This is a genomic window from Janthinobacterium sp. GW821-FHT03A03 (assembly GCF_059421435.1).
Map to the genome: position 1 here is coordinate 132,897 of NZ_JBWKUZ010000011.1, position 20,904 is coordinate 153,800.

Genomic DNA, 20,904 nt, shown 5'->3' on the forward strand with positions numbered 1-20,904 from the left:
CTACCGTTCATGAACAGCCCGTCCCTGCCCCACCTGACTCCCGCCCTGACCACCCGTTTGCCCGCCGTGGGCACCACCGTGTTTACCCGCATGTCCGGCCTGGCGGCCCGGCATGGCGCCGTCAACCTGGGCCAGGGCTTTCCCGACTTCGATTGCGACCCGGCCCTGGTCGATCTCGTCAGCAACGCCATGCGCGCCGGCCACAATCAGTATCCGCTGATGACGGGCGCCGCGCCCCTGCGCGAGGCCATCGCCGCGAAGATCGCCAGCCTGTACGGCCACGGCTATGACGCGGGCGCGGAAATCACCGTCACGGCCGGCGCCACGCAGGCGCTGACCACGGCGATTTTGTGCTGCGTGCACCCGGGCGACGAAGTCATCGTCATCGAGCCGGCCTACGACAGCTATTTGCCCGCCATCGCGCTGGCCGGCGGCGTGCCCGTGCTGGTGGCCATGGAAGTGAGCGAACAGGGCTACAGCGTGCCGTGGGACAAGCTGGCCGCCGCCGTCAGCAGCAAGACGCGCTTGATCATCATCAACACGCCGCACAACCCGACGGGCACGATCCTGCGCCCCGCCGACGTGGCGGCGCTGGCCGACATCGTGCGCGGCACGCAAATTTTGATTTTGTCCGACGAGGTGTACGAACACATGGTGTACGACGGCGTGCGCCATGAGTCGCTCGCGCGCAACCCTGAACTGGCGGCGCGCAGCTTCATCGTGTCCAGCTTCGGCAAGACGTATCACGTGACAGGCTGGAAAGTCGGCTATGTGGCGGCGCCCGCGGCCCTGACGGCCGAGTTTCGCAAGGTGCACCAGTACAACGTGTTTACCGTCAACACGCCGATGCAGCACGGCATCGCCGGCTACATGGCCGATCCGCAGCCCTGCCTGGACTTGCCCGCGTTCTACCAGCGCAAGCGCGACTTGTTCCGCGACGGCCTGGCCGGCAGCCGCTTTACCCTGCTGCCGGCGGACGGCACGTATTTCCAGTGCGTGCGTTACGATGCCATTTCGCAAGAGCCTGAAGCGCAGTTCGCCGAATGGCTGACGGCGGAAATCAAGGTGGCCGCCATCCCCGTCTCCGCGTTTTACGCGCAGAGCAAGGAGTCGGGCATCGTGCGTTTCTGTTTTGCCAAGAAAGACGAGACCTTGCGCCTGGCGCTGGAGCGCCTGCGCAGCATTTAACGACAGTACTGCCCCGCCCCGGCGGAGCAAAGGATGACAGCATGGTACAGCGTCGCATCGGCCCGGCCGACCTGGTTCCGGGCGAACCCCTGCCCTGGGATTTGTTTCTGGCTGACCATAGTGCCGGCCCGCAACTGCGCAAGGGGCAGATCATCACGGACGGCGCCCAGCTGGGCCGGCTGATGCAGCTGGGCCTGTACGTGGGCGCGCCCGACCAGCCATCCGTCTTGCGCCTGCTCAATGAAGCGGCGCAGCGCCTGGAACGGCTGCTGCTGGACATGCGCGGCGAAAGCAATGCCGAGCGCGACGTGCGCGACATCGCCCGAGAACTGCTGCGCGCCCTCGAGCACGATGCCGACATTGCCCTGGCCAGCATCCTGCTGAACCAGATCGCCGGCAGCTACGCCGTGCGCCACTGCATCGAAACGGCGCTGCTGGCCATGCTGGTGGGCCGCAGCATGCACAAGTCCCACGATGAGCTATTGCTGATCGGCGCGGCCGCGCTGACGATGAACGTGGGCATGCTGCGCCACCACGACAGCTTCCAGGACCGGCGCGGCCCCCTGAATGACGAGGAAATGCGCATCGTGCGCCAGCACCCGCAGGAAAGCTCGGAATTGCTGCGCTGCGCCGGCGTCGATGACGAGGAATGGCTCAGTTGCGTGCTGCTGCACCATGAAAACGACGACGGCAGCGGCTACCCGCAAGGGCGCACGGCCGATGAAATCCTGCAAAACGCCAAGCTGATCGGCCTGGCCGACCGCTATTGCGCCCGCGTCTCGGCGCGCAACTACCGGCGCTCCATCGTGCCCGACCAGGCGCTGCAGCACATCTTCCTCGACCAGGGCGTGCCCATCGACCCGCTGCTGGGCGAACAGTTCGTCAAGCTGCTGGGCAAATATCCGCCCGGCACATTAGTCCGCCTGCGCAACGGCGAACTGGGGGTGGTGACGCAGCGGGGCGCCGCCCTGGTCCACCCGCTCAGCGACCCGCTGGGTGCGCCCCTGGCCGCCGCCGACCTGTCGCAAATGACGCCGCGCAACACGGGCGAGAGCCAGTTCGCCATCGTCTCGTCGCTGCATGAAGACGACGCCGGCGTGCATTTCAGCATGCGCAATGTGTGGGGCGACGAGGCGCGGCTCTAGCCTGGCTGGACGCCGCCGGAGCCAGCGCCGCACAGTGTTATTTCACGGTTTAGGCGGACGGATGCCCGTGTACTGTGCGCTGACGAGCAGCCATTGCTTGTCGACAAGCCGGGCGACATAGCCGGCGCGCATGGCGAAGGTGCGGGCCGCCCCTTCCTGGTCGAGCCGGTAGGACAGCCGGGCCGAGATGAGCGCCGTATCGCCCAAGAGGCGCACCGCCGGTTCATCGACCTGGACTTGCGGACCCGGCCGCTTCTGCTCCGGCGCATAGAAGGACAGCATTTTTTCACGGCCGTCCACCTCGCCGACGGGCGATATTTCCACATAATTCTCGGCCGTGATGGCTTTCAAGGCGGCTTGATCGAAGCTGCTCTGGGCCTGCGCATGGCGCTGCACCAGGGCCAGCAGTTCGGTGTCGGCGGGCGCCGCCTGCGCGCCACCGATCACGCCCAAGGCGCAGAGCAGGCAGGTGGAAAGAAGATGCGAAAGGGGCAATTTCATGCGTGTTCATCCTGGTCATGGTCGTTGGGAAGCGTCCGGTGATGACTGCGGCAGTATCGAACGCCCGCTTGCGGGCCGCGCATCACGAGAAGGCCCACTGCATGCTACCTGCTTGCCCTTTTATATAGCATGCCATTGCGACAAAACGCCGGATTGCTGGATTGAAATGCCATGTTCAGGCTCGGGATGCGCATGGCGATGCGTTCAGATATGCCCGCAGCCCTGCCTCAGCGCCCGCTCGCAGGCGCATCCAGCAACTTCTGTTGCAGATCAAGGTTAAGCGCCCACTGCTCTTGCACGGGAATGGCGCGCCGCGAACTGGTCTTGAGGGAACCCTCTTGCGTCCACAGGAATGGATAAAAATTCAGGCATAGCTCGCCGGCCAAGGGCAATTCGGGCAATTCGTCAAAGTCCTCCGCGTCGCCAGGCTGGCGGCCGTAAAACTGCCGCAGCTGGCTGGTAAAGGCCCACTCGACAAACGTCGTGAAGCCGATCTCCAGCGCTTCCCACTCCAGCGTTTCGGGGGCAAGGTAATACATATTGCCCTGATCAGCCCCGAGCGCGCCGCCGTTGATGGCAAAAAAGCCGCCCAGCACGTCATCGGCGACCAGCAGAAAACCGTCGGCCTTGCCTTTGTTCCAGGCGGCAATATCCCGCCCCAGCCTGGCATGTCCCGACCCCAGTATGCGCAGCCAGCCGTCATCCACCAGGATGCCCCCCGTTTCATAGGCTATCGCCCCCAGGGCAGAACGCGTGGTGACCTGCAAGCTCAGCAGCACATCCTCCCTGCCGGCCGAGGGCGGCAGCAATTCCACCGGCAAGTCGGCCTCGGCGGCCCATTGCCTGATCAGGGGAAACGCCGGGTCTTCGCTATCGAGTAATTCATTCAATGTACGCATGTAATCTGACCTTATCGATGCGCGCTCGCGGCAGTCCGGGAGCGCAAGGGCGCTGCGGACATTGCCGCTTCGGCGCTATTGTTTTTCGCACACTGCCGGCCGCGACAACATGCCGCATCCGCGTGGCCCACAGCCGCAACCTTCGGCACTGATGATGCCGGAGCAATCTGACTATCTCACAAGATTGCTATTCATCACTATTTCCCTTATTTTTATTTCAAAATAGTAGTGCAGCGCGCTATCTTCGCTGAACTGATTTTCCAGGACGACAACATCGACATCTTTTTCAGGAAAATAGACCTTGATCGAAGCAAACCCCAATCCTTTTCCAGAGTGCCCGATGTATTGAACAGCTGTTTTATCGCTCACATACACACCGTAGCCATATCCCACATCTTCAGTGCCAAAAGCCACATGCTGGCTGGATATGCTGTAGTCAGTCATCAGCCTATAGCTGGCCGGTTTTAAGATCTTTCCGTTGTGAAGCTTATCATCCCAGACAGCCAAGTCCTTGGCATTGGAAACGATGCCTCCGGCTGGCATGAAACCGAGCCAGCCTGCCCCCTGCACGGGATGCGCCTTTAACTCGAACACATTGTTTGAATTGACATAGCCCTTGATGACATTGTTATTCTTGTCTTCCTCATAGCAAAAACTGTTGTGCATCCCCAGTTCCTTGAACAAGTCATTGGCTGCCTCGATATACGTTTTCCCGCTGACTTTTTCAAAAATAGTGCCCAGCATGGTGTAGGTCGTCACGCCATACAGGAAGTCCGTTCCGGGCTTGAAGCGCAGCGGCTTGTCGACGTCGGTTATTCCTGCCGAAAAGTTCAGCAATTGATGCACGGTCACTTCGTCGGCCCAGGCCTGCGGCAGATCGGGCAAATATCGTCTGACGGGACGGTGCAAATCAATGTTGCCTTTTTCAACTTCCCTCAAGATCAGCACGGCCGTAACCTGCTTGCTATTCGACATGATCCTGAAATTATCCTCCAGCCGCAATGGTATTTTGTTTTCCACATCCGCATACCCAAAGGCTTTTGAATATGTCGTCTTGCCGTTTTTCGTGATGAGGATGACGCCATTAAAACTTCTTGGACTTGTTGCCTGGATCAAGCGATCAATTTCCGCGGCGTAGCCATCTGTCTTTTCCGCATGCGCATTATTGCCAAGCTGCGCATGCACGCACGTCGGGATGGTCAACAAGAAGGAAAGCGCCAACATCATCAGTGATGAAGTCATTCTTTTGCCAGCATCTGTCGTTTTCATGGAGATATCCCGGCTTGGTTTATTATTTCCAGTGAAACCAGTTTCAGTTCGAGGACTTCAGGTAGGCCCGCAAGCCATGCGTGAGCACAAACGGAAACACGCTCGCATGGTCTTCGTCCTCGAATACGCGCAAGCGCGTTTTCAGATTCGGAAACTTGCGCGATTTCAGCTTGCCGTCGAACTCGCGCAAGTCGGCCACCATGTCGGCGTCTTCCTCCGAGCGCGAACGCTTCTTGCCTGCCGCCAACTTTTCCAGGCCGCCGATGCCGAAGAACACGGACGCGGGCAAGTCCTTGTGGCTGCCCGCATACGCCTGCTCGCGGTCGAACATGACGCCGGCGTCGTACCACAGCGAGGGACTGCCGAGGATGTAGTGCTCGAAGGTGCGCGGTTCCGTCAGCAGCAATTGCAGGCCCAGCAGGCTGCCGTACGAGTGGCCGATAAACACCTTGCGCTGCATGTTTACGCGGTAGTGTTGCGCGATGAAGGGAAACACCTCGCCCGAGACGAACTGGCCATAGGCCGCCGCTTCGCCGAACGCCGGCTGGCGCCCCGGCATGTCCGAGCGGTAATCGTGCTTGCGCGGCGTGGTGGGCGTGTAATCGCGGCGGCGGCTGTACACGCCGCCATCGCCGTTGGCATACGACAGGCCGACCACCACCACCTCTTCCATGCCCGCATGCTTGTTCAGGCGCTGCGCGATATTGCGCACGACGGGAAACGCATAATTGGCATCGACGACGAACAGCACAGGATAGCGTTTATTCCCCTGCCGATAGGAATCGGGCAAGGCCACGTACACCTGGTAGTCGCGCTTCAATCCTTGCGCGCGGATGTCGCGCACCTCGGTATTGTCAAGAACGTAGCTGGCAGGCGCGCTGGCGGGGGCGGCCAGGGCATTGTTGAGCAGGCAGCAGAGTGCGAGCAGCAGGCTGAAGGATTTCAAACGGAGTTCCTTGAGGTAGTCAGTGATGGCGCGATGATATCAACAATCTGAAACAGAAATGATATTGTTCCAATCATGCCAAAAATACATCCGCGCTACAACATCAAAACTCGCCCGCCATGAGCAAGTCTTCCGGCAAGGTCTCGGGCATGAGGGCCAGCAGCGCTGGCGGGATATATTGCGCGGCTTGCCGCTCGTCTTCCGCCAGGCATGAAAAATCGACGATGAAATGTGCGATATGGCTCAGATACTGCTCGACCAGCTTGCGATACGGCTCGCTGACGCGTTCTGCCTTCAACTCCAGCAGCGTGGCATGGGCGCGCTGGAGGAAAATGGGGATCACGTAATAGTTCTTGCTCAGGAACAGGCCCGTCACCTGGTTGACATGGCACACCAGCGCATACGTCGGGCTGGCCAAGCGGTAACACTGGTCCGGACACAGGCGCGGCGAATTGATATGTTCCTGGTAGCGCCTGATTTCCCGGCGCGCCTCTTTCGCCCCCTCGCGTTCATTGCGCACGGCGCGTCCTTTCAATCTTGTTCACTAGCAATATCCGCCACATGCAGGGGGGGGGAACGCGAGCAGGTCGCCGCAGCTGGCCGCCGCATGCCGCGGATGGTTCGCGATGGTGCCGCGGCAGCAGCCCTCGTCTTCATCGATGCCGGTCACCTGCCCCCACATCCGTTCGCACTGGCCGTCGCCGCGCGCCATCCCCGGCGGCGAAGCGGAACACGCGTTTCACGCAGGCGCCGACGGGCAGCGCCTCGCGTACCGCGGCCGGCGGCGGCTCGCTATCCGTCAAATAGCGGGAAAGCCAGACGGCGTCTTCCGGGTAATAGCCCTGTTCGGCAAACGCGGGAAACGGATTGTCCTTGAAACGCTCCCAGTGTCCCGCCCCGCCATCCCGCTGCGCGCCCCAGCCACAGGGCAAGTCATGCAACTCTGCCAGCAAGTCATCTCTTCGTAGCATGTCTGCCAGACAGACAATCTTGACTGAACTCAACAGCGTTTCATTTGAGGCGGCGTGAAATTGCCAATCCCCTTCGTAGTCATGGGACACCAGGACGATGGGAGCGCCGTTCCAGACCTCCGTGGTCGTGAAGCTGGCCGTATTCGGGGCATCGGGGAATGTCCAGGCAAAGCTCATCTTGCCCTGTCCACGGATACATTCGTTTCAATTGGGGCAGCGGCAGTCCATAACGCCGGCAACGCCGCCGACAGCACGCGCGTTCGTATCGTGCCCGCCCCGCCTGCCAACGGCGGCGCCGCAATCGGCCGCACTTACCTGGCCGCCGCCAGCTGCACCAGCTTGCGCTCGACAAAGGCCTGCAGCTGGGGCGACAGGGTTTGCAAGCCCCTGGCCCGCTCGAACGCCTGGCGCGCCTGGGCCGGATGGTTGTTCGCTTGCAATGCTATCCCCAGGCCCATCCACCAGACGCTGTTGTCGGGCGCCGCCTGCAGGGCCTGCTGATAGTGCTCGGACGCTTCGCGGTAGCGCTGTTCGCGCTGCAGCACGCCGGCCAGGAAGGCGTGGTATTCGCCGTTGTCGGCGGCGTACGGCAGGCTGCGCGTCAGGGTGTCGAGCGCGGCCGCGCCGCCGTTGGCCTTGTCCAGCTGCAGACGGGCCAGCATCATGGCCTGCGCCGGCTGTTTCGGGTCCAGTGCCAGGCTCAGCTGCAACTGGCGCGCCGCTTCATCGGGGCGCTGCGCTTCGAGCAGCAGGCGCACCAGGGTTTCGCGCGCGCCCTGGTGGCGCGGGTCCAGCTGCAGGGTCTGCTGCAAACCGAGCAACGCTTCGGCCACGCGGCCGTCCTGCAACTGGGCCAGCGCGCGCCGGTATTCATTCTCCACGCGCTGCTGCGGCGTGACTTGTTTTCCGTCAATAATGCGTTCGCTGGCGGCGGGCGCGGCCGCCCTTACCGCCACCTTGGCCACGGGCGCCTCGGCAGGCCTGGCCGGCTTTCCAGTGATGCGGCGGATCTCGGCATCGCGCATCTTGGCGGACGCAACCGTCTCCCCGGCCTGGAGTACCGGCTCGGGTGCCAGCGGCGCCGCGGCAACCGGCGCAGGCGCAGGGCTCACGACTGGCGCAGCGGCAGGTGCAGGGGCGGACACCGGCGCGGGGATCGGCGCGGGGACCGGCGCCGCCGCCGGCGGCGTGCTGGCCACGCTGACCAGCACGGGCGGCACGGCCGGGCGCTTCAGGTAGACCCAGCCCAGGGCGATGGCCACCGCCGTCAGGCCGGCCGCGCCGCCGAACACCAGCGCGCGCGACACGCCCCGCTCGCGTTCGGGCACGGAGCGGATGCCGCCCGCGTCGCCGCGTCCGTCGGCGGTGCCGCGGGCGTCGAGGTCTTGCAACATCTTGTTAATCAGGCTCATCTACAGGCTCATCTTCGTCATCGGTTCAATAAAGTCCAGCTCAGGCCGCAGGCGGCGGCCAGCACGCCGGTGCCCGCCAGCCAGGGCCAGGGGCGGCGCCAGGGCGCTTGCCAGAAGCGCGGCTTGCTGGCCAGGGTGTCGCTGGCGGCCAGCGCCACGTGGCGGCCGCTGACCTGCTGCCGGCCTTCGCCATACGCCACCATCAGCGCCTTGTGCGCCATGATGTTGATCAGGCGCGGAATGCCGCCGGAAGCCTGGTACAGCTTGCTCACGCCGCCGCGGCTGAACAGGCGCGCGCCATCGAAACCGGCCACGCGCAAACGGTGCGCCACATAAAAATCCACGTCGTCGCGCGACAAGGGTCCCAGGTGATAGTGAAAAGTGATGCGCTGCGCCAGCTGGCGGATTTCCGGCAGGGCCAGCTTGACGTCCAGTTCCGGCTGGCCGAACAGCACGATCTGCAGCAGCTTGCGCTTTTCCGTTTCCAGGTTCGTCAGCAGGCGCAACGCTTCCAGGCTGTCGACGGGAATGGCTTGCGCCTCGTCCACGCACAGCAGCACGCGCTTGCCCTGCGCCGCCAGGTTGAGCAGGCGCAAGTTGAGAGACTTGAGCAATTGATGCTGATCAGCATCTTTCTCCAGCAATACGTCAAGATCGTCGGCAAGGGCCAGGATCAGCGAACGGGGCGGCAAGTTCGGATTCGGGATGTAGGCGGTGACGAATTCCGGCCCCAGCGACTGCATGAACTTGCGACAAAGAAACGTTTTACCGGTGCCCACTTCGCCAGTGATCTTGATGAAGCCCTCGCCATTGCGCGCCGCCACCAGCAAGGTGTTGAGCGCCTTTTGCGATTGCGGGCCATTGAAGAAGAAACTGGTATCGGGCGTGAGGCCGAACGGCGCCTCGCGCAAGCCGAAATGGGCCTGGTACATTTAGCGCCGCTCCGACGGCCGGCGCGGGTCGAGCGCCTCGATGCGCTTGCCCGCATCGAGCAAGTCCTCGTTCCAGCTGCTGGCGCCTTCAACGATGGTGGGCTTGATCAGCACCACCAGTTCGCGCTTCTGTATCACCTGCCCCGTGTTGCGGAACAGCGCGCCCAGCACGGGAATATCGCCCGCGCCCGGCACTTGCGAACGGTCCGAGGTGGTGGCCTGGCGCATCAGGCCGCCGATGGCGACGATGCGCCCATCCTGGCTGCGCACCATGCTGTCCATCTCGGAGGTGCTGGACGCGGCCAGCGGCAGTTTCAGCGAACCGGCGCTGCCCAGGTCGATTTGCTTGTTGACGGTGGTGACCTGGCTGACGGATGGATGCACGTGCAGGATGATGTTGCCCTGCTCGTCAATCTGCGGCGTCACGTCCAGCACCACGCCGGAAAAGAAAGGCTGCAGGGTGACGTTCGGGCTGGAGGTGGTGCCGCCCGTGGTGCCGGTGGAGGTCACGGTGGTGCTCACGCCCGTGACGAAGAATTCGTCCGTGCCTATCTTCAGCACGGCCTTCTGGTTGTTCATGGTGGCGATGCGCGGACTCGACAGCACGTGCACGGCCCCCTGCGACTCCAGGAACGTAATCATGGCGGCGAAATTGGCCGTCTGGAATGCCAGGCCGAACATCGAGCCGGCCGCATTTGCCGCCGAACTGAGGCCAAAGCCGCTGCTGGCCGTCAGGCCGCTGCCATTCGTCATGTTCGGCGGCTGGCCGCCGTTGAACGGCAGCGGCGCCAGGGTGCCGCCCGGCTGGATGAAGCCCGTCGAGATGCGGTTCGTGTGGCCGCTCTTGATCGAGGCGAACGATGCCCAGTTGATGCCCGTCTGGAAATTATCGTTCAATTCCACTTCGAGAATCTTGGCTTCCAGGATCACCTGGCGGTCCACCGACAGCTGCGTTGCCTTCAGGTACAGATCCACGGCGCGCAACTCATCGGGCATGCCGCGCACGACGACGACGCCGGACTGCGGGCTGATCACCACCTTGCGGCCATCGGCCGTGCCGCCGATGATGGCGCCCAGCGAGTCTTTCAGTTCGGCCCAGAAATTGCTTTCGGACGTGGTGCTCAGATTGGAACTGTCCTGCACCACTTGCTGGCCCGACTGGCCCGGCTGCTGCGGCAGGTTCTGCTGCGCCTGCTGGTTGCCGTTGTTCGCGCTCTGGCCGCTGGTGCTGGTGCCGGCGTTCGCTACCGACGTCGAGGAAACGCGCAGGTTCGACATGCCCTTGCGGTTGCCCGTCAGGTAGTTGACCTGGAACATGCGGGTTTGCATGGTGAGCGGCCGTATCGTAATGCGCGTGCCGTCGACCTTGTAGTCATAGCCATACAGCTCGCGCACGGCATCGAGCGCCTCGAACAGGGTCACATCTTTCAGGTTGGCGGAAACAGTGCCCTGCACATCAGGATGCACGAGCATGTTGTAACGCGTGCCGCTGACGAGCGAGTGAAAGAACTGGCGTGCCGGGACGTTGTTGAAAGCGACGTTAAAGCGCTCGTCGAGCACGCCGCGCGCCTTGGGCAGCTGCGCGGCCAGCGCGGACGCCGGCGGCAGCAGCGCGTTTTCCACGGCCGCCGACTGCGCCGCCGGGCCGGTGGTGGCCGCTGCGCCCGCCACCTGCTCCTTGATCGCATTGTAGGTGTCGCGCTTCACCGGCGCGACGTTGCAGGCGCACAAACCCGCTGCAAGTCCCAGGACGCCCGCCCGCTTGCTTATTTCAAATATCTTCCGCATTCCCGCCTTGTGTTTATTGGGTGACATGAACCTGTTTCCTTCGCACATGCATTGCATCATTCGCATCGACCGCCTTCGGATACAGCCGCAGCGTTTCCAGGGTCTTGCCGCGCCGCAACGTCACGCTCGCCTCGCCGATGCCGACGACGACTGCGCCGTCGAGCTTGTCGCCCGCGCGCACGCTGCGCCCGTCGATCACGGCCAGGCGCCGCCCGCCAGGCTGATTGGCAATCAACACCGATTGCAGCTGCGGCCGCGCCGCGCCGGCAGTCGCCGCGCCGCCCTGGACGGGCGGTGCATCAGGCGGCCGCGTGGGGTCGGCCAGCGCCTGGGCAAACGCCCCCGGCGCCAGCGCCAGCAGCGCGCCCGCAAGGGCGATACGGCAACGGGCGCGCATCACAGCGCGATCCATTTCTCGTCCAGGCTGAGCGTGTACAAGGTCAGGCTCAGCGTGGCATTCGGGTACTGCTCGACTTGCATGTTGACCTTGCCCCAAAACACATGGGCAGGCATGGCCTCCACGGCATCCATATAATTCACCATATCCAGATAATTTCCGCGCAAGACAATTTCCACGCCATGACGGTACAGCACGGCAGGCGACTTCGCCGGCTCGGACTGCGCCGGCGCTGGCCCGGCCGGCGCGGGAGTGGCGGCAGACGCGGCCGCCGGCAACGGCGCCTTTGCATCCACATGGCCGCCCTGTCCCATGGCGCCGGAAGGCAGCGTGGTCAGCGACACCAGGCGCAGGTTGGCCTGCTGTTTCAGCAACTGCTGCAGCATCGGCACGATGCGCTCCGGCGCCACCAGGCCATGTTGCGTCGACTGCAAGGCATGCCGTTTCTGCTGCACTTCCTGCCGGATCCGTTCGAGCCGGACGCGGTCCTGCTGGTCCGGGTCGCCCGCATGCGCGGCCATCCTTTGCGCCACCTCAACATCGGTGGCCGCGACGGCCTGCTGCCGCTGGGCAATCGTATCGGCCAGCGCCTTGCGCCGGGCTGACTGTGGATCGACGAACAGATAAACGACCATGAAAATCAGCAGCGCCGCACTGGCGCCAAAGACCATGGCCCGTTCGCGCACGCTGAGCGCATCAAATTTCAGGGCAAATTTTTGCCATTGCTGTTTCATTCCTTGACCGTCCCCGCGCCGCTGGCCGGGGCCGCCGACGATTGCAAACTGAATTCGATAAAACGCGGCGCCGATGCCGCCACGGCAGCGGCCGGCGCAACGCCCAGCAACGCCGGCACAGCGGCCGGCAACGCCGGCGCCGGCGAGGAAGTCTGCGCAGCAAGCTGCGCGCTGGCCATGTCCAGGCGCGCAAACGATTTCCCCCGCAGCACCGGTTCTCGGGACAAGGCGAGGATGTACTGCGGCAGCAAGTCCGGCTGCATCACCCGTCCCTGCAAGCCGATCTCCTTGCCCGCGCCGGCGATGCTCGCGCCCGTCAGCCACAAGCCAGTCACCCTGGCGCGCGCGAAGGCGCGGAAATAGTCGGCATAGCCGTTTGTATTGCCCAGTTCGCCGCCCTGCAGAATCTGCCCGGCTTCCAGCAAGGCGCCGCGGTCGGCTTCGGCCTGGCGCAGCGCGCCGGCGATCAGCGGGTCCTTGCCGGGTACGGGAAACCGTGCAAACACGTCCGCCCGACGCGCCTCGCGCGCGTCGAGCATGCGCTTGGCGTCGGCCGCCGCCTGCTCCAGCGCGGCCACCTGGTGCGCGCCATACCAGACCAGCGCGGCACTGGCGGCGGCGATCAGCCCCAGCCACCGCAGCAAGCCCGCTGCCGACAGCGCCTGCTTCTGTTTTTCAAAGGCCGGGTTGAACAGATTGATTTGCTGGCTCACGCTGGCATCTCCTCCTGCCGCAGGGCCGCACCCAGGGCCAGGAAAAAGCGCGCCTGGCCGGCAGGGGGCAGCAGCTCCGGCACCCTGGAAAAATCAAACAGGGCCGCCAGGTCCAGCGCCTCGACCGGCATGTACAGATTGTCCGCAAGGTAGGCATGCAGGCCATCGCTGCCGGTGGGCGCGAGTACCAGCCTGGCAACGGTAATAAAATGGAATTGACGGTCGAAATGGTCAAAGGAACGCTGCAGTTCCAGCGTGATCTTGTCGTAATACTGCTGCCGCTGGGCGTCGCCGGCATCGGCCAGCTGCGCCACGGTCACGTCGATGCGGCGCGCCAGGTACAGCTCCCCGTCGAACGTCACGGTCAGCAGCCCGCCTTCGCCATCGAAAGACAGCATGGCCAGGCCGCGGCCCTGCGTCTCCATCAAGCCGGCGATATTTCGCTGCGCCATTTCCGGGATATCGATGACCGACAGGGCAATCTTGCATGCGCCATACAGCGCCTGGCGCTGGGCAACGGCGCCGTTGCGCGCCGCGACGGCGAACAGCGATTGCGCGCGGCCCGGTCCGTTCTTGTCGCCAGGAATATCGACGACATCGACGGTGGCGTCCGCCGCGGGAAAGTCGAGCATGTCCTTCAGGCGCCAGCGGACGGCCGTCCTGAGCTCTTCCGGCGGCACGTTGGGCGCGTCGACCGTCAGCAGCTGATACTCGCCCGCACCGAGCAAGGTGGTGTTGCGGTAAGACTGGGCCTGCACATCCCGGTTCAATTTTTCCAGGGTGGCCGATGGCAGCGGCTTGCGACCGGCATACATGACCGCCGCCTGCACCAGCGGCTTGTCATCCGCCCGCCGTTTGACCACGGCGGCGCACACACCTTCCGCCGAAAATGATGTCGCCAGCCAACCCTCGTGTTTTTTTGCTTTTGCGAATAAACCCATGCCACCGATCCAGATAATGAAATGCTACGACAGCGGTGCCGCCCGAATGATGCATTGAATCAATTTTAATTCATAGCAGGTATGAACAGGTTAAAAAAGAAACAATTGACAACATATTTTCAGGAAAACGCCACGAATGTCACGGCAGGCCGAAAAATCGCGCGCCCTTCAATAAATTTCGCGCATGTACAACATGACGTCGCTCTTGAACGTGCCGATGGTCTGGCGCGCCTGTCCCGGCAGGTAGGGTATCAGCGACTGCAGCGTGAGCGTGCCCTTTTTCGTCACCGGCGCGGCGGGCTTGGCCATCAGCAGGCTGCCGCTGCCCTGCTGCAGCAAGCCGCTGTCGAGCGGCAAGGTGGTGGCGGCCGGCAACTGCGCATCCGTCAGGTTGAGGTAATCCTTCAGGGCGAAATTCTTGCGCAGCAGGGCCGTGCATGTGTCCAGCGTATTGATGGCAAACGCGCTGCCGTTCCAGTATTGCGCCGCCAGCGGCACCGGCAGCGCGCGCTGTTCCGAGCCATACATATTGTTGATCCGCAAGCGGCCATGACGCAGGCTGGTATCGCCGACGGCGACGCTGGCGGCGGGCGCGACCGCGAGGCCATTCACGCTGGAAATGAGCGCACCGTCGCTGTCGCTGATGCCCACCACCAGCGAAAAATCGTCATACGGGCCATCCTGGCCGCTGGCCAGCCGGTTAAAGCTGTGCAGCACCGTGATGCCGGTCGCGCCGCTTGGAATGTCCTGCTGCAAGCCAGGCGCGGCCAGCGTAATGGTGCCGGCGCCGGCAGTGCCGGCCTGCACGGTGTAGATGGCGCTGTCGCCGCCGAACTTGATCAGTTCCCCCGCCGACAGGCCGCCGCTGCCGGTCACCGCCACTTGCGTGCTGCCGGACGCATAGGCGGCGCCGTCCGTCGTGTAGGAACGCCCGCTGCGCCCCTGGTTCCACGCGAAGGCGGGCAAGGCCGGCGCCAGGCGGCTGATGGCCAGCGCCGTGCCGGCATTGGCCGCGCCCACGCTGACGCTGGCGAGTGCGGGATAGCCGCTGCCATAGCGCGCGAGGATCTGGTTGTTGTAGCTCAATGCCGTTGCGCCCAGCACGATGCCCAGTTCGCGCTGGCCCATGTAGGTAAAGTCGCCGCAGGCGGCGGTCAGGGCGCCCGTGAGCGCGTAGTGGTCAGGAAAAAAGCGGCCGAAGACGGGCACCGGGGTTTGCGCCTGGTTGGCGATATTGCAGCCGAACTTGCCATTGACGGCCGTATTGCTGCTGCTGCCGATCACGCAGTCGCCGGGCTGGTCGACGCTGGTGTAGGAATTGTCGAGCACCGCCTCGGGCAGCATGCGGAAGGTGCCGACATCGCCGTAGCTCACGCCGCCGTTGCTGGCCAGGCCGCTGGCCAGCACCGCCTGCCCCAGCGGGAACGGGCTGGCATTGGCCGTCGATGCGAGGCGGTCGGTGTAGTCGCTGGCACTGAGGAAACCGGTGATTTTCTGGCCGGCGGCGGAATTGTCGACCAGCGGCGTGCCGTTATAGCCAGCGGCCGCGGCAGCGCCCAGGGTGAACGGGGCGCCGGCCGCCAGACTGGGTGTGCCGCTCAGCCCGCTGTTGCTCATATTGGAGCTGAGCGTAAACTGCTGTGGCCGCACTGCAAAACTATCGGTCGAGCAACCCACATTGGCGGTGCCGCACACGGCCGCGGTGCAAGTGACGCGCACGCGCACGTCGCGGTAGGCGCTGTACCGGGGCGCCACGGCGCTGATGGCGCTGGCCGGGATGCTCACGCTCGTGCTCGAATAGCCGGCCGTGAACGCCACCAGCCCCAGCGGAATCACCGCCGTCTGGGTAAGCGGGCAGTTATTCGCCCCCAGCGCCACGCCGGTGGCGGTATTGGCCAGCAAATCGACCGTCGCCGCGCCCGCAAAATTCGATTCCAGGCTGGCATCGGTCTTCAGCTTGACCAGGTCGAGCTTGAAGGCCGTGTCGGCCAGCTTGGTATTGAGCCGCGCATAGCTCAGGCTGCTGGTGCTGGGCACGCAACGGGGCGACGTCGCCTCGCAGGCGTTGAAGCGCGCCACGGCGCACGCCTTGATCACCAGCGACTGGTCTTCCTGTTCCGTGAACTGCCCATCCGTTACATTCACGCTGACGGTGGCCGCCGTGCCGCTGCTCAGGCCAAACACCGCCTGGTACTCGCCGTTGAACAGATAGGTCGCCACGCCGTCGTTCAGCGTGCCGTTGGCAAGCACGCCATAGCCCGAAATCAGGGCCCAGTCGCCGATGCCGTTCGAGGTACTCAGCTGGATTTGCGTGGTGTTGTTCGGCATCACGATATTATTGTGATTGACGTCATGCGCCGTGACCGTCACCGTGCTTTGCTGGCAGGTCAGGCCGGTGCCCGTATTCGTCACCGCATAATGGTTCAGGCAGCCCGCCTGGCTGAGATTCTGGTCGCGCTGCACCAGCGCCAGTCCGCCCTCGTAGTTATAGGCGCGCAATTCGTCGATGGCGCCGTCGCTGGAGTTGCCGCTGCCGTTCTGCCCCGTGAATGCGCTGCGGTTGTCGCCGATAAACAGCGTCCCGATGCGCGGCGACACCACTGCCGCCGTGGTAAACGCCGTCTCCTTTTGCAGCACGCCGTCGATGTATATGCGCAAGTGGTCGCTGTTGGCGGCGGCCAGCGCATTGAAGCTCCAGCTCACGGCGATATGCTTCCAGGTGCCGGCGGCCACCGTGTTGGCGGCCGTTTCCACCGCACGCTGGTTGCCCAGGCTATCCGTGACGACGAAGCGCAAGGCGCCCGTGCTGCGCCGCACAAGGAAAAACCATTCATTGTTCATCTGTGTCGCGTCGAGCAGCTGCGCATCGCGCGCGCCGCTGCCGGACCAGGCCGTATTGGCCTTGTACCAGAACGTGATGGTGCCGGCGCCGCCCATGGTGCCGGGCACGGACAGGGCGCTGTCGATGGCGTCGATGGCCGCGGCGCTGGTATTGAGGGGAAAGCTGGCGGCACGGCAGACGCGGCCGGCGGCGATGGTCTGCGCGCCGCCCAGCACCGTGCCGTCGCGGCCGTTGCCGCTGGAATCGCTAACTTGCCCCGGCGTATTGTTCCAGCTGGGCTGCTCCATGCGGTATTCGATCACGGGACGGGGAATATAGAACTTGATGGCAGAATTACTGACGGGAAAGCCTGTCTGCGGCGTGTCGTAATCGTTGCTGTCGGCTTGCCAGCCGATCTGTCCCAGCTTGGCGGAAGGCCCCGCCACTGCCGCGCCGTACTGGTAGATGAATTCGCCGTTTTCCTGCAGGATCAATTGCAGGCTGTAGGAGCCGGTCGGATTGGCGCCCGTGGTCCACTCCGGCACATTATTCCACGTCACGACAAAACTGCGGTACGGCGCCGTGCCGATGGTGGCGTAGCTGACATAGCAGGTGGCGCGGCTGGCGCAGGCGGTATTGTAGGAGGGCAATTCCAGCTTCGAGGTGGGGTCGAGATCATTGCCATAGATGCGCATGGTGTAATTCAGGCTGCTGTCCGGGTACGGCAGCGTCTGGACGGGGCTGCCGTAGCCGCACGTGACGTTGTTGTTGAACTGCACCCGGCCATTCGTCATCACGCGCAAGCTGCTGAAGGCCACGCCTGAATACATGAAGCTGAATCCGATGGGCAAGGCGTCGCTGAGGGTGTCGTCAAGGATGGGCGGCGTGGTGCCGCAGCCGGTGGCGCCATTGAATTTGTATGGCGAGGTGTTGTAGCCGAGCCTGGCATGATTGCTGGCGTCGACCCAGTTGTAGGCAAAACTGGTATTGGCGTACGTCACCGCGTGTGCCGGCGTGCAGCACAGCATGGCCAGCAAGGCCAGGCGCCCCAGTGCATGTATCCATACTGCCGTGACTGCCTGCATGTCGCTCCTTTGGTTTGCCTCGCCTAAAACTCCGCCTGCACGACGCGCTGCACGTAATCGGGATGGTTGGTGGCGTTGGCGGTGGCGCAAACGCCGCCAACGGGCTGATTGCAGCCCGTGGCGATCACCTGGTAGCGCGGCACCGCGCCCGCCGTCTGCGTACAGCGCACGGTGACGGAAAAACCGTTCAAGGCGCCAGCCGCGGGCAAGGCAAAATCGCGGCTGGCGGCGCAACTGTTATTGACGCGCTGCTGATACACCCCCCACTCCATGCCGGCCCGGGCCGCCTGGTAGGCGCGCGCACCCTGCACGTCGAGCGCCGATTCGGCATGCTGCATGGTCGAAATGGAAACCAGCGCCGCGCCCAGCGCGGACAGCACCAGCAGCAGAAAGATGGCGGTGATGATGCTGAAGCCGCGCGCCGGGCGGCATGCGGGGCGGCGGCGCGGCATGGGGATGGCGGTAGCGGGTTTCGTCATGGCGAATTATTGACCTGTGCCTGCTGCACCAGCGTGATCTGGCCGGCATTGCCGCCGGGCGCGCCCAGGGTCAGGCCGATGCTGACCAGGCCGCGCTGCACATTGGGCAGCGTCGTGAAGGAAAAACCGCAGCCGGCGACCTGCATCGCCATCAGCGCCGCCGACGGCGCGCTATTGAGGGGCGCGGCGGTGGCGCTCACCGGCTGGACGGGCTGGATCGCATAGCCCGCATAGCGGGTCAGCGTGCCCGTGCCGTTCGCATTCGGCGCGCAGTGATAGGTCACTACCGTACTGACCACCTGAAAACGATAGCTGAGGGAAGGCATGGATGGCGTTTGCGCGACAAAGGGGTTATTGGCCAGCGTGACATTGTTGCCGCTGATGGAGGCGACCTGGGCGCGATTGCATTGCCCGCTGCAGTTATAGGCATCCACGGGAGGCTGGTCGCCCAGATTATTGACGACGATAAAGTCGCCGGCCACGATGGTCTGCAAGCCGGCAGGCACGGCGCCGACGATGCTAAACACATTGGCGGTGGCGCCCGGCGTGCTGGGATCGAAGGCCAGCACATTGCCCGGTGTCAAGCTGAGGTTGTCGTCTTCCGACAGATAGCGGCCGCCCGTCTTGGTCAGCAGCAGCTCCAGATAGCTGCCGCTCCCGTTGCTCGTCACGCGCACGCTGTTGGGCAGCGCCAGGCGCACGTCGCGCGCGATGCGGCGCGACGCCATATCGGCGGCATCGGCCAGTTCGGCCCGGGCGGCCACGTCCAGGTAGCCTTGCACGGGCGCGCGGATGAATACCGTCACCATGCCGGCCACGACGGCCGTGATGATGATGACCACGATCAGTTCGATCAGGGTGAAACCGCGCTGCCGGGGGCGTGCAAAAGTCGTCATGGGACGGCATTGCCTGCGTAGCGCGCGCGGTAGCCTGCCAGCACCAGTTGCTGATTCGCGCCGTAAGTCACGGTGACCGTGATGCGCAGCACATTCATATTGACGGGCGTGGCGTCCGAAGGCAAGGTGGCGCCTGCCGGCCCCAATCCCGCATCAGGGCTGACGGTCACGCTTACCGCATAGCCCGCAGGAAAGCTGCTGCCGGCCGCATCGCTCGTGTAGTTTACGGGCGTATCGAACGCGCGCACGTAGTCGCTGACATTGTAATAGGGCCGCCCCGTGGCGGGCGCCGTCGCGCTGACATTCTGCGGCGTGTTGCAGCCGGTGGGATTGGCGGCACTGAGCGGCGCGGCATTCGTCGCCGCATCTGCGGCCGGATCGGCGGCCGGATTGCAAAACGTGAAGCGCGCCATGGCCACCTCTTCCAGCATGCCCTCGGCCAGCGCCAGCGCCTGCTTGCGCAATTGCGGGTCGGCGCTGCTCGCCGTGGTGCGGGTAAAAATCTGCAGCAACCCCAGCACGGCGATGGAGACGATGACAATGAAGATGACCAGTTCGATCAGGGTCACGCCGCGCTGCCCTGCCCTGCGCAAGACGGCTATCCTAGTAATGGACATAGCCCGTCTCCCCTTCGACGATGATGTTGCGCGTCATGCCGCCGCCGACGACGCCGATACTGACGCGCGCGGGAAAGGTCGAGACGGGCTCGGCGTCGCCCGCCTTGAAAGGACGCCCCAGGGCGTTGAAATAAAAAGAGGCGGCCTCCGCCGGCACGCTGTAGCTGATATTGCCGGGCGCCGCTTCGCACAGCCACGCCGCGCTATTGGCGCAGGCGGCCAAGGTGGCTTTGCGGCCGCTGTTGCCGCCAGCGGGCGGCAAGACGCGGTTGGGCGCGTCGCAGGCTGTATTGAAACACAGGGCGATGCGCGCGCCGTCGAGCTGCACGAAGACGGGCCGGTTTTGCGCGATCGCCAGTTTTTGCCCATAGCGCAGCATGCTCACGTTCTGATCGGCAAAGCTGCGCGCATCAAAACTGTCTTGCTGGAAGAAACGGGGAGCGGCGACGGCAGCCAGCAGCCCGCCCACCACCAGCACGGCGATCAGTTCGACCAGGGTGAAGCCGCGCTGCAGGCGCCCACGGTTGGCAGGCCCGGCAAATATCAAACCTGCTGGAGACAGCATCGTGTACTCGCACCTATGGCAATGAGCGGCATGCCGGCTGAAACATGCCTGGAAGAATGAAAAACGCCTGGCGAACCAGGCGGATTGCATGCGGCGCGACCTGCCGCTGCATGCAGATTCACGTCATTAACAACTGGCAAGAACAGGCGCGACGCCCACCGCCGCCGCCGCAGTCGCCGTAGCGACAGTGTAAGTAAACGCGCAGGTAAGGTGGTTGGGATCGGCGGCGATCGATACCGGCGCCGTGCCCGAGACATTGTAGTCGCCCAAGCCACCGGCAGCCAGCACGATGCCGGCCGCATCAGGATAACCGTTCACCATGGTGATGGTCGTACCTTCCATTACCACAGGAGGAATTACTCCGACGGCAGCATTGTTGACCAGCCATTGCGCATGGGCCAGGGAAGCGGCGGCCTGCACCGTAGCGCGAGCGCCGTTGATTTTCGCCAGGCGCGCATCGGCCGACAGATTGACAAAGCGGGGAATCGCGGTGGCCGCCAGAATGCCCAGGATGACGATGACGACGACTAACTCGATCAGCGTAAAGCCCGCTTGGCCACCTTGTTGAAAACGACGAATTGACTGCAGTTTCATGCTGATCTCCA

21 protein-coding genes are annotated in these 20,904 nt (G+C 63.9%); 2 read left to right on the plus strand and 19 right to left on the minus strand.

Annotated elements, in window-relative coordinates:
• The first annotated feature begins 9 nt into the window (after positions 1–9).
• Together AC07VI_RS19625 and AC07VI_RS19630 are read left to right on the plus strand one after the other, a co-directional pair.
• Complete coding sequence (locus AC07VI_RS19625) at positions 10–1,188, plus strand: pyridoxal phosphate-dependent aminotransferase (protein WP_492994689.1); 1,179 nt, start codon at positions 10–12, stop codon at positions 1,186–1,188.
• Positions 1,189–1,229: 41 nt separating this feature from the next.
• Positions 1,230–2,333 (plus strand): HD-GYP domain-containing protein, encoded by a 1,104-nt coding sequence (locus AC07VI_RS19630; RefSeq protein WP_086147832.1) that lies wholly within the window; start codon positions 1,230–1,232, stop codon positions 2,331–2,333.
• A 42-nt stretch (positions 2,334–2,375) separates the two neighbouring features.
• Here the strand turns inward: AC07VI_RS19630 and AC07VI_RS19635 are convergent, their stop codons facing one another.
• From AC07VI_RS19635 to AC07VI_RS19725, 19 genes are all read right to left on the minus strand, one after another.
• Positions 2,376–2,834 carry a nuclear transport factor 2 family protein gene (locus tag AC07VI_RS19635; protein ID WP_492994691.1) on the minus strand — a complete coding sequence of 153 codons (459 nt, stop codon included), beginning with the start codon at positions 2,832–2,834 and terminating at the stop codon, positions 2,376–2,378.
• Positions 2,835–3,061: 227 nt separating this feature from the next.
• Positions 3,062–3,733: a DUF2625 family protein gene (locus AC07VI_RS19640; protein WP_086147830.1), complete on the minus strand. Its 672-nt coding sequence runs from the start codon at positions 3,731–3,733 to the stop codon at positions 3,062–3,064.
• A 171-nt stretch (positions 3,734–3,904) separates the two neighbouring features.
• The gene (locus AC07VI_RS19645; protein WP_216356404.1) at positions 3,905–5,002 is read right to left on the minus strand and encodes a serine hydrolase domain-containing protein; all 1,098 of its coding nucleotides are present in this window, start codon (positions 5,000–5,002) and stop codon (positions 3,905–3,907) included.
• Positions 5,003–5,045: 43 nt separating this feature from the next.
• Entirely contained in the window at positions 5,046–5,948 is a 903-nt protein-coding gene (locus AC07VI_RS19650) for an alpha/beta hydrolase (RefSeq protein WP_086147829.1), read from the minus strand.
• Between the two features lie 103 nt (positions 5,949–6,051).
• Positions 6,052–6,468 carry a hypothetical protein gene (locus AC07VI_RS19655; RefSeq protein ID WP_086147828.1) on the minus strand — a complete coding sequence of 139 codons (417 nt, stop codon included), beginning with the start codon at positions 6,466–6,468 and terminating at the stop codon, positions 6,052–6,054.
• A gap of 133 nt (positions 6,469–6,601) precedes the next feature.
• On the minus strand, positions 6,602–7,096 hold the full coding sequence (locus AC07VI_RS19660) for a hypothetical protein (protein ID WP_492994695.1): 495 nt from the start codon (positions 7,094–7,096) through the stop codon (positions 6,602–6,604).
• Between the two features lie 134 nt (positions 7,097–7,230).
• Positions 7,231–8,331, minus strand: coding sequence for a tetratricopeptide repeat protein (locus AC07VI_RS19665; RefSeq protein WP_492994697.1), 1,101 nt, complete (start codon positions 8,329–8,331; stop codon positions 7,231–7,233).
• Between the two features lie 17 nt (positions 8,332–8,348).
• Positions 8,349–9,263, minus strand: coding sequence for an ExeA family protein (locus AC07VI_RS19670; RefSeq protein ID WP_099420123.1), 915 nt, complete (start codon positions 9,261–9,263; stop codon positions 8,349–8,351).
• Complete coding sequence (gene mshL / locus AC07VI_RS19675) at positions 9,264–11,051, minus strand: pilus (MSHA type) biogenesis protein MshL (RefSeq protein WP_086147824.1); 1,788 nt, start codon at positions 11,049–11,051, stop codon at positions 9,264–9,266. It lies immediately after the preceding gene.
• Between the two features lie 13 nt (positions 11,052–11,064).
• Positions 11,065–11,463: an MSHA biogenesis protein MshK gene (locus AC07VI_RS19680; protein ID WP_226935929.1), complete on the minus strand. Its 399-nt coding sequence runs from the start codon at positions 11,461–11,463 to the stop codon at positions 11,065–11,067.
• Positions 11,448–12,182, minus strand: a complete 735-nt coding sequence (locus tag AC07VI_RS19685) for a type II secretion system protein M (protein WP_099420124.1) — start codon at positions 12,180–12,182, stop codon at positions 11,448–11,450. The genes AC07VI_RS19680 and AC07VI_RS19685 overlap by 16 nt, the downstream gene beginning before the upstream one ends.
• Positions 12,179–12,895 carry an MSHA biogenesis protein MshA gene (locus AC07VI_RS19690; RefSeq protein ID WP_492994700.1) on the minus strand — a complete coding sequence of 239 codons (717 nt, stop codon included), beginning with the start codon at positions 12,893–12,895 and terminating at the stop codon, positions 12,179–12,181. The genes AC07VI_RS19685 and AC07VI_RS19690 overlap by 4 nt, the downstream gene beginning before the upstream one ends.
• On the minus strand, positions 12,892–13,836 hold the full coding sequence (gene pilM / locus AC07VI_RS19695) for a type IV pilus biogenesis protein PilM (RefSeq protein ID WP_086147820.1): 945 nt from the start codon (positions 13,834–13,836) through the stop codon (positions 12,892–12,894). Before pilM ends, AC07VI_RS19690 begins: the two co-directional genes overlap by 4 nt.
• Positions 13,837–14,004: 168 nt before the next feature.
• Positions 14,005–17,742: a LamG-like jellyroll fold domain-containing protein gene (locus AC07VI_RS19700; protein ID WP_492994703.1), complete on the minus strand. Its 3,738-nt coding sequence runs from the start codon at positions 17,740–17,742 to the stop codon at positions 14,005–14,007.
• A 23-nt stretch (positions 17,743–17,765) separates the two neighbouring features.
• Positions 17,766–18,221 (minus strand): agglutinin biogenesis protein MshP, encoded by a 456-nt coding sequence (locus AC07VI_RS19705; RefSeq protein WP_226935927.1) that lies wholly within the window; start codon positions 18,219–18,221, stop codon positions 17,766–17,768.
• The gene (locus tag AC07VI_RS19710; RefSeq protein WP_492994705.1) at positions 18,218–19,117 is read right to left on the minus strand and encodes a prepilin-type N-terminal cleavage/methylation domain-containing protein; all 900 of its coding nucleotides are present in this window, start codon (positions 19,115–19,117) and stop codon (positions 18,218–18,220) included. Before AC07VI_RS19710 ends, AC07VI_RS19705 begins: the two co-directional genes overlap by 4 nt.
• On the minus strand, positions 19,114–19,734 hold the full coding sequence (locus AC07VI_RS19715) for a prepilin-type N-terminal cleavage/methylation domain-containing protein (RefSeq protein ID WP_086147817.1): 621 nt from the start codon (positions 19,732–19,734) through the stop codon (positions 19,114–19,116). The genes AC07VI_RS19710 and AC07VI_RS19715 overlap by 4 nt, the downstream gene beginning before the upstream one ends.
• Entirely contained in the window at positions 19,721–20,299 is a 579-nt protein-coding gene (locus tag AC07VI_RS19720) for a pilus assembly FimT family protein (protein WP_099375663.1), read from the minus strand. The genes AC07VI_RS19715 and AC07VI_RS19720 overlap by 14 nt, the downstream gene beginning before the upstream one ends.
• 126 nt (positions 20,300–20,425) lie before the next feature.
• The gene (locus AC07VI_RS19725) at positions 20,426–20,893 is read right to left on the minus strand and encodes a type II secretion system protein (RefSeq protein ID WP_086147851.1); all 468 of its coding nucleotides are present in this window, start codon (positions 20,891–20,893) and stop codon (positions 20,426–20,428) included.
• Between the last annotated feature and the right edge of the window lie 11 nt (positions 20,894–20,904).

Bases quoted from the DNA above. Each gene is read 5' to 3' on its own strand.
- AC07VI_RS19625 (WP_492994689.1), top strand. From the start codon at position 10: ATGAACAGCCCGTCCCTGCCCCACCTGACTCCCGCCCTGACCACCCGT.
- AC07VI_RS19630 (WP_086147832.1), top strand. From the start codon at position 1,230: ATGGTACAGCGTCGCATCGGCCCGGCCGACCTGGTTCCGGGCGAACCC.
- AC07VI_RS19635 (WP_492994691.1), bottom strand. From the start codon at position 2,834: ATGAAATTGCCCCTTTCGCATCTTCTTTCCACCTGCCTGCTCTGCGCC.
- AC07VI_RS19640 (WP_086147830.1), bottom strand. From the start codon at position 3,733: ATGCGTACATTGAATGAATTACTCGATAGCGAAGACCCGGCGTTTCCC.
- AC07VI_RS19645 (WP_216356404.1), bottom strand. From the start codon at position 5,002: ATGAAAACGACAGATGCTGGCAAAAGAATGACTTCATCACTGATGATG.
- AC07VI_RS19660 (WP_492994695.1), bottom strand. From the start codon at position 7,096: ATGAGCTTTGCCTGGACATTCCCCGATGCCCCGAATACGGCCAGCTTC.
- AC07VI_RS19665 (WP_492994697.1), bottom strand. From the start codon at position 8,331: ATGAGCCTGATTAACAAGATGTTGCAAGACCTCGACGCCCGCGGCACC.
- AC07VI_RS19670 (WP_099420123.1), bottom strand. From the start codon at position 9,263: ATGTACCAGGCCCATTTCGGCTTGCGCGAGGCGCCGTTCGGCCTCACG.
- mshL (WP_086147824.1), bottom strand. From the start codon at position 11,051: ATGCGGAAGATATTTGAAATAAGCAAGCGGGCGGGCGTCCTGGGACTT.
- AC07VI_RS19680 (WP_226935929.1), bottom strand. From the start codon at position 11,463: ATGGATCGCGCTGTGATGCGCGCCCGTTGCCGTATCGCCCTTGCGGGC.
- AC07VI_RS19685 (WP_099420124.1), bottom strand. From the start codon at position 12,182: ATGAAACAGCAATGGCAAAAATTTGCCCTGAAATTTGATGCGCTCAGC.
- pilM (WP_086147820.1), bottom strand. From the start codon at position 13,836: ATGGGTTTATTCGCAAAAGCAAAAAAACACGAGGGTTGGCTGGCGACA.
- AC07VI_RS19700 (WP_492994703.1), bottom strand. From the start codon at position 17,742: ATGCAGGCAGTCACGGCAGTATGGATACATGCACTGGGGCGCCTGGCC.
- AC07VI_RS19705 (WP_226935927.1), bottom strand. From the start codon at position 18,221: ATGACGAAACCCGCTACCGCCATCCCCATGCCGCGCCGCCGCCCCGCA.
- AC07VI_RS19710 (WP_492994705.1), bottom strand. From the start codon at position 19,117: ATGACGACTTTTGCACGCCCCCGGCAGCGCGGTTTCACCCTGATCGAA.
- AC07VI_RS19715 (WP_086147817.1), bottom strand. From the start codon at position 19,734: ATGTCCATTACTAGGATAGCCGTCTTGCGCAGGGCAGGGCAGCGCGGC.
- AC07VI_RS19720 (WP_099375663.1), bottom strand. From the start codon at position 20,299: ATGCTGTCTCCAGCAGGTTTGATATTTGCCGGGCCTGCCAACCGTGGG.
- AC07VI_RS19725 (WP_086147851.1), bottom strand. From the start codon at position 20,893: ATGAAACTGCAGTCAATTCGTCGTTTTCAACAAGGTGGCCAAGCGGGC.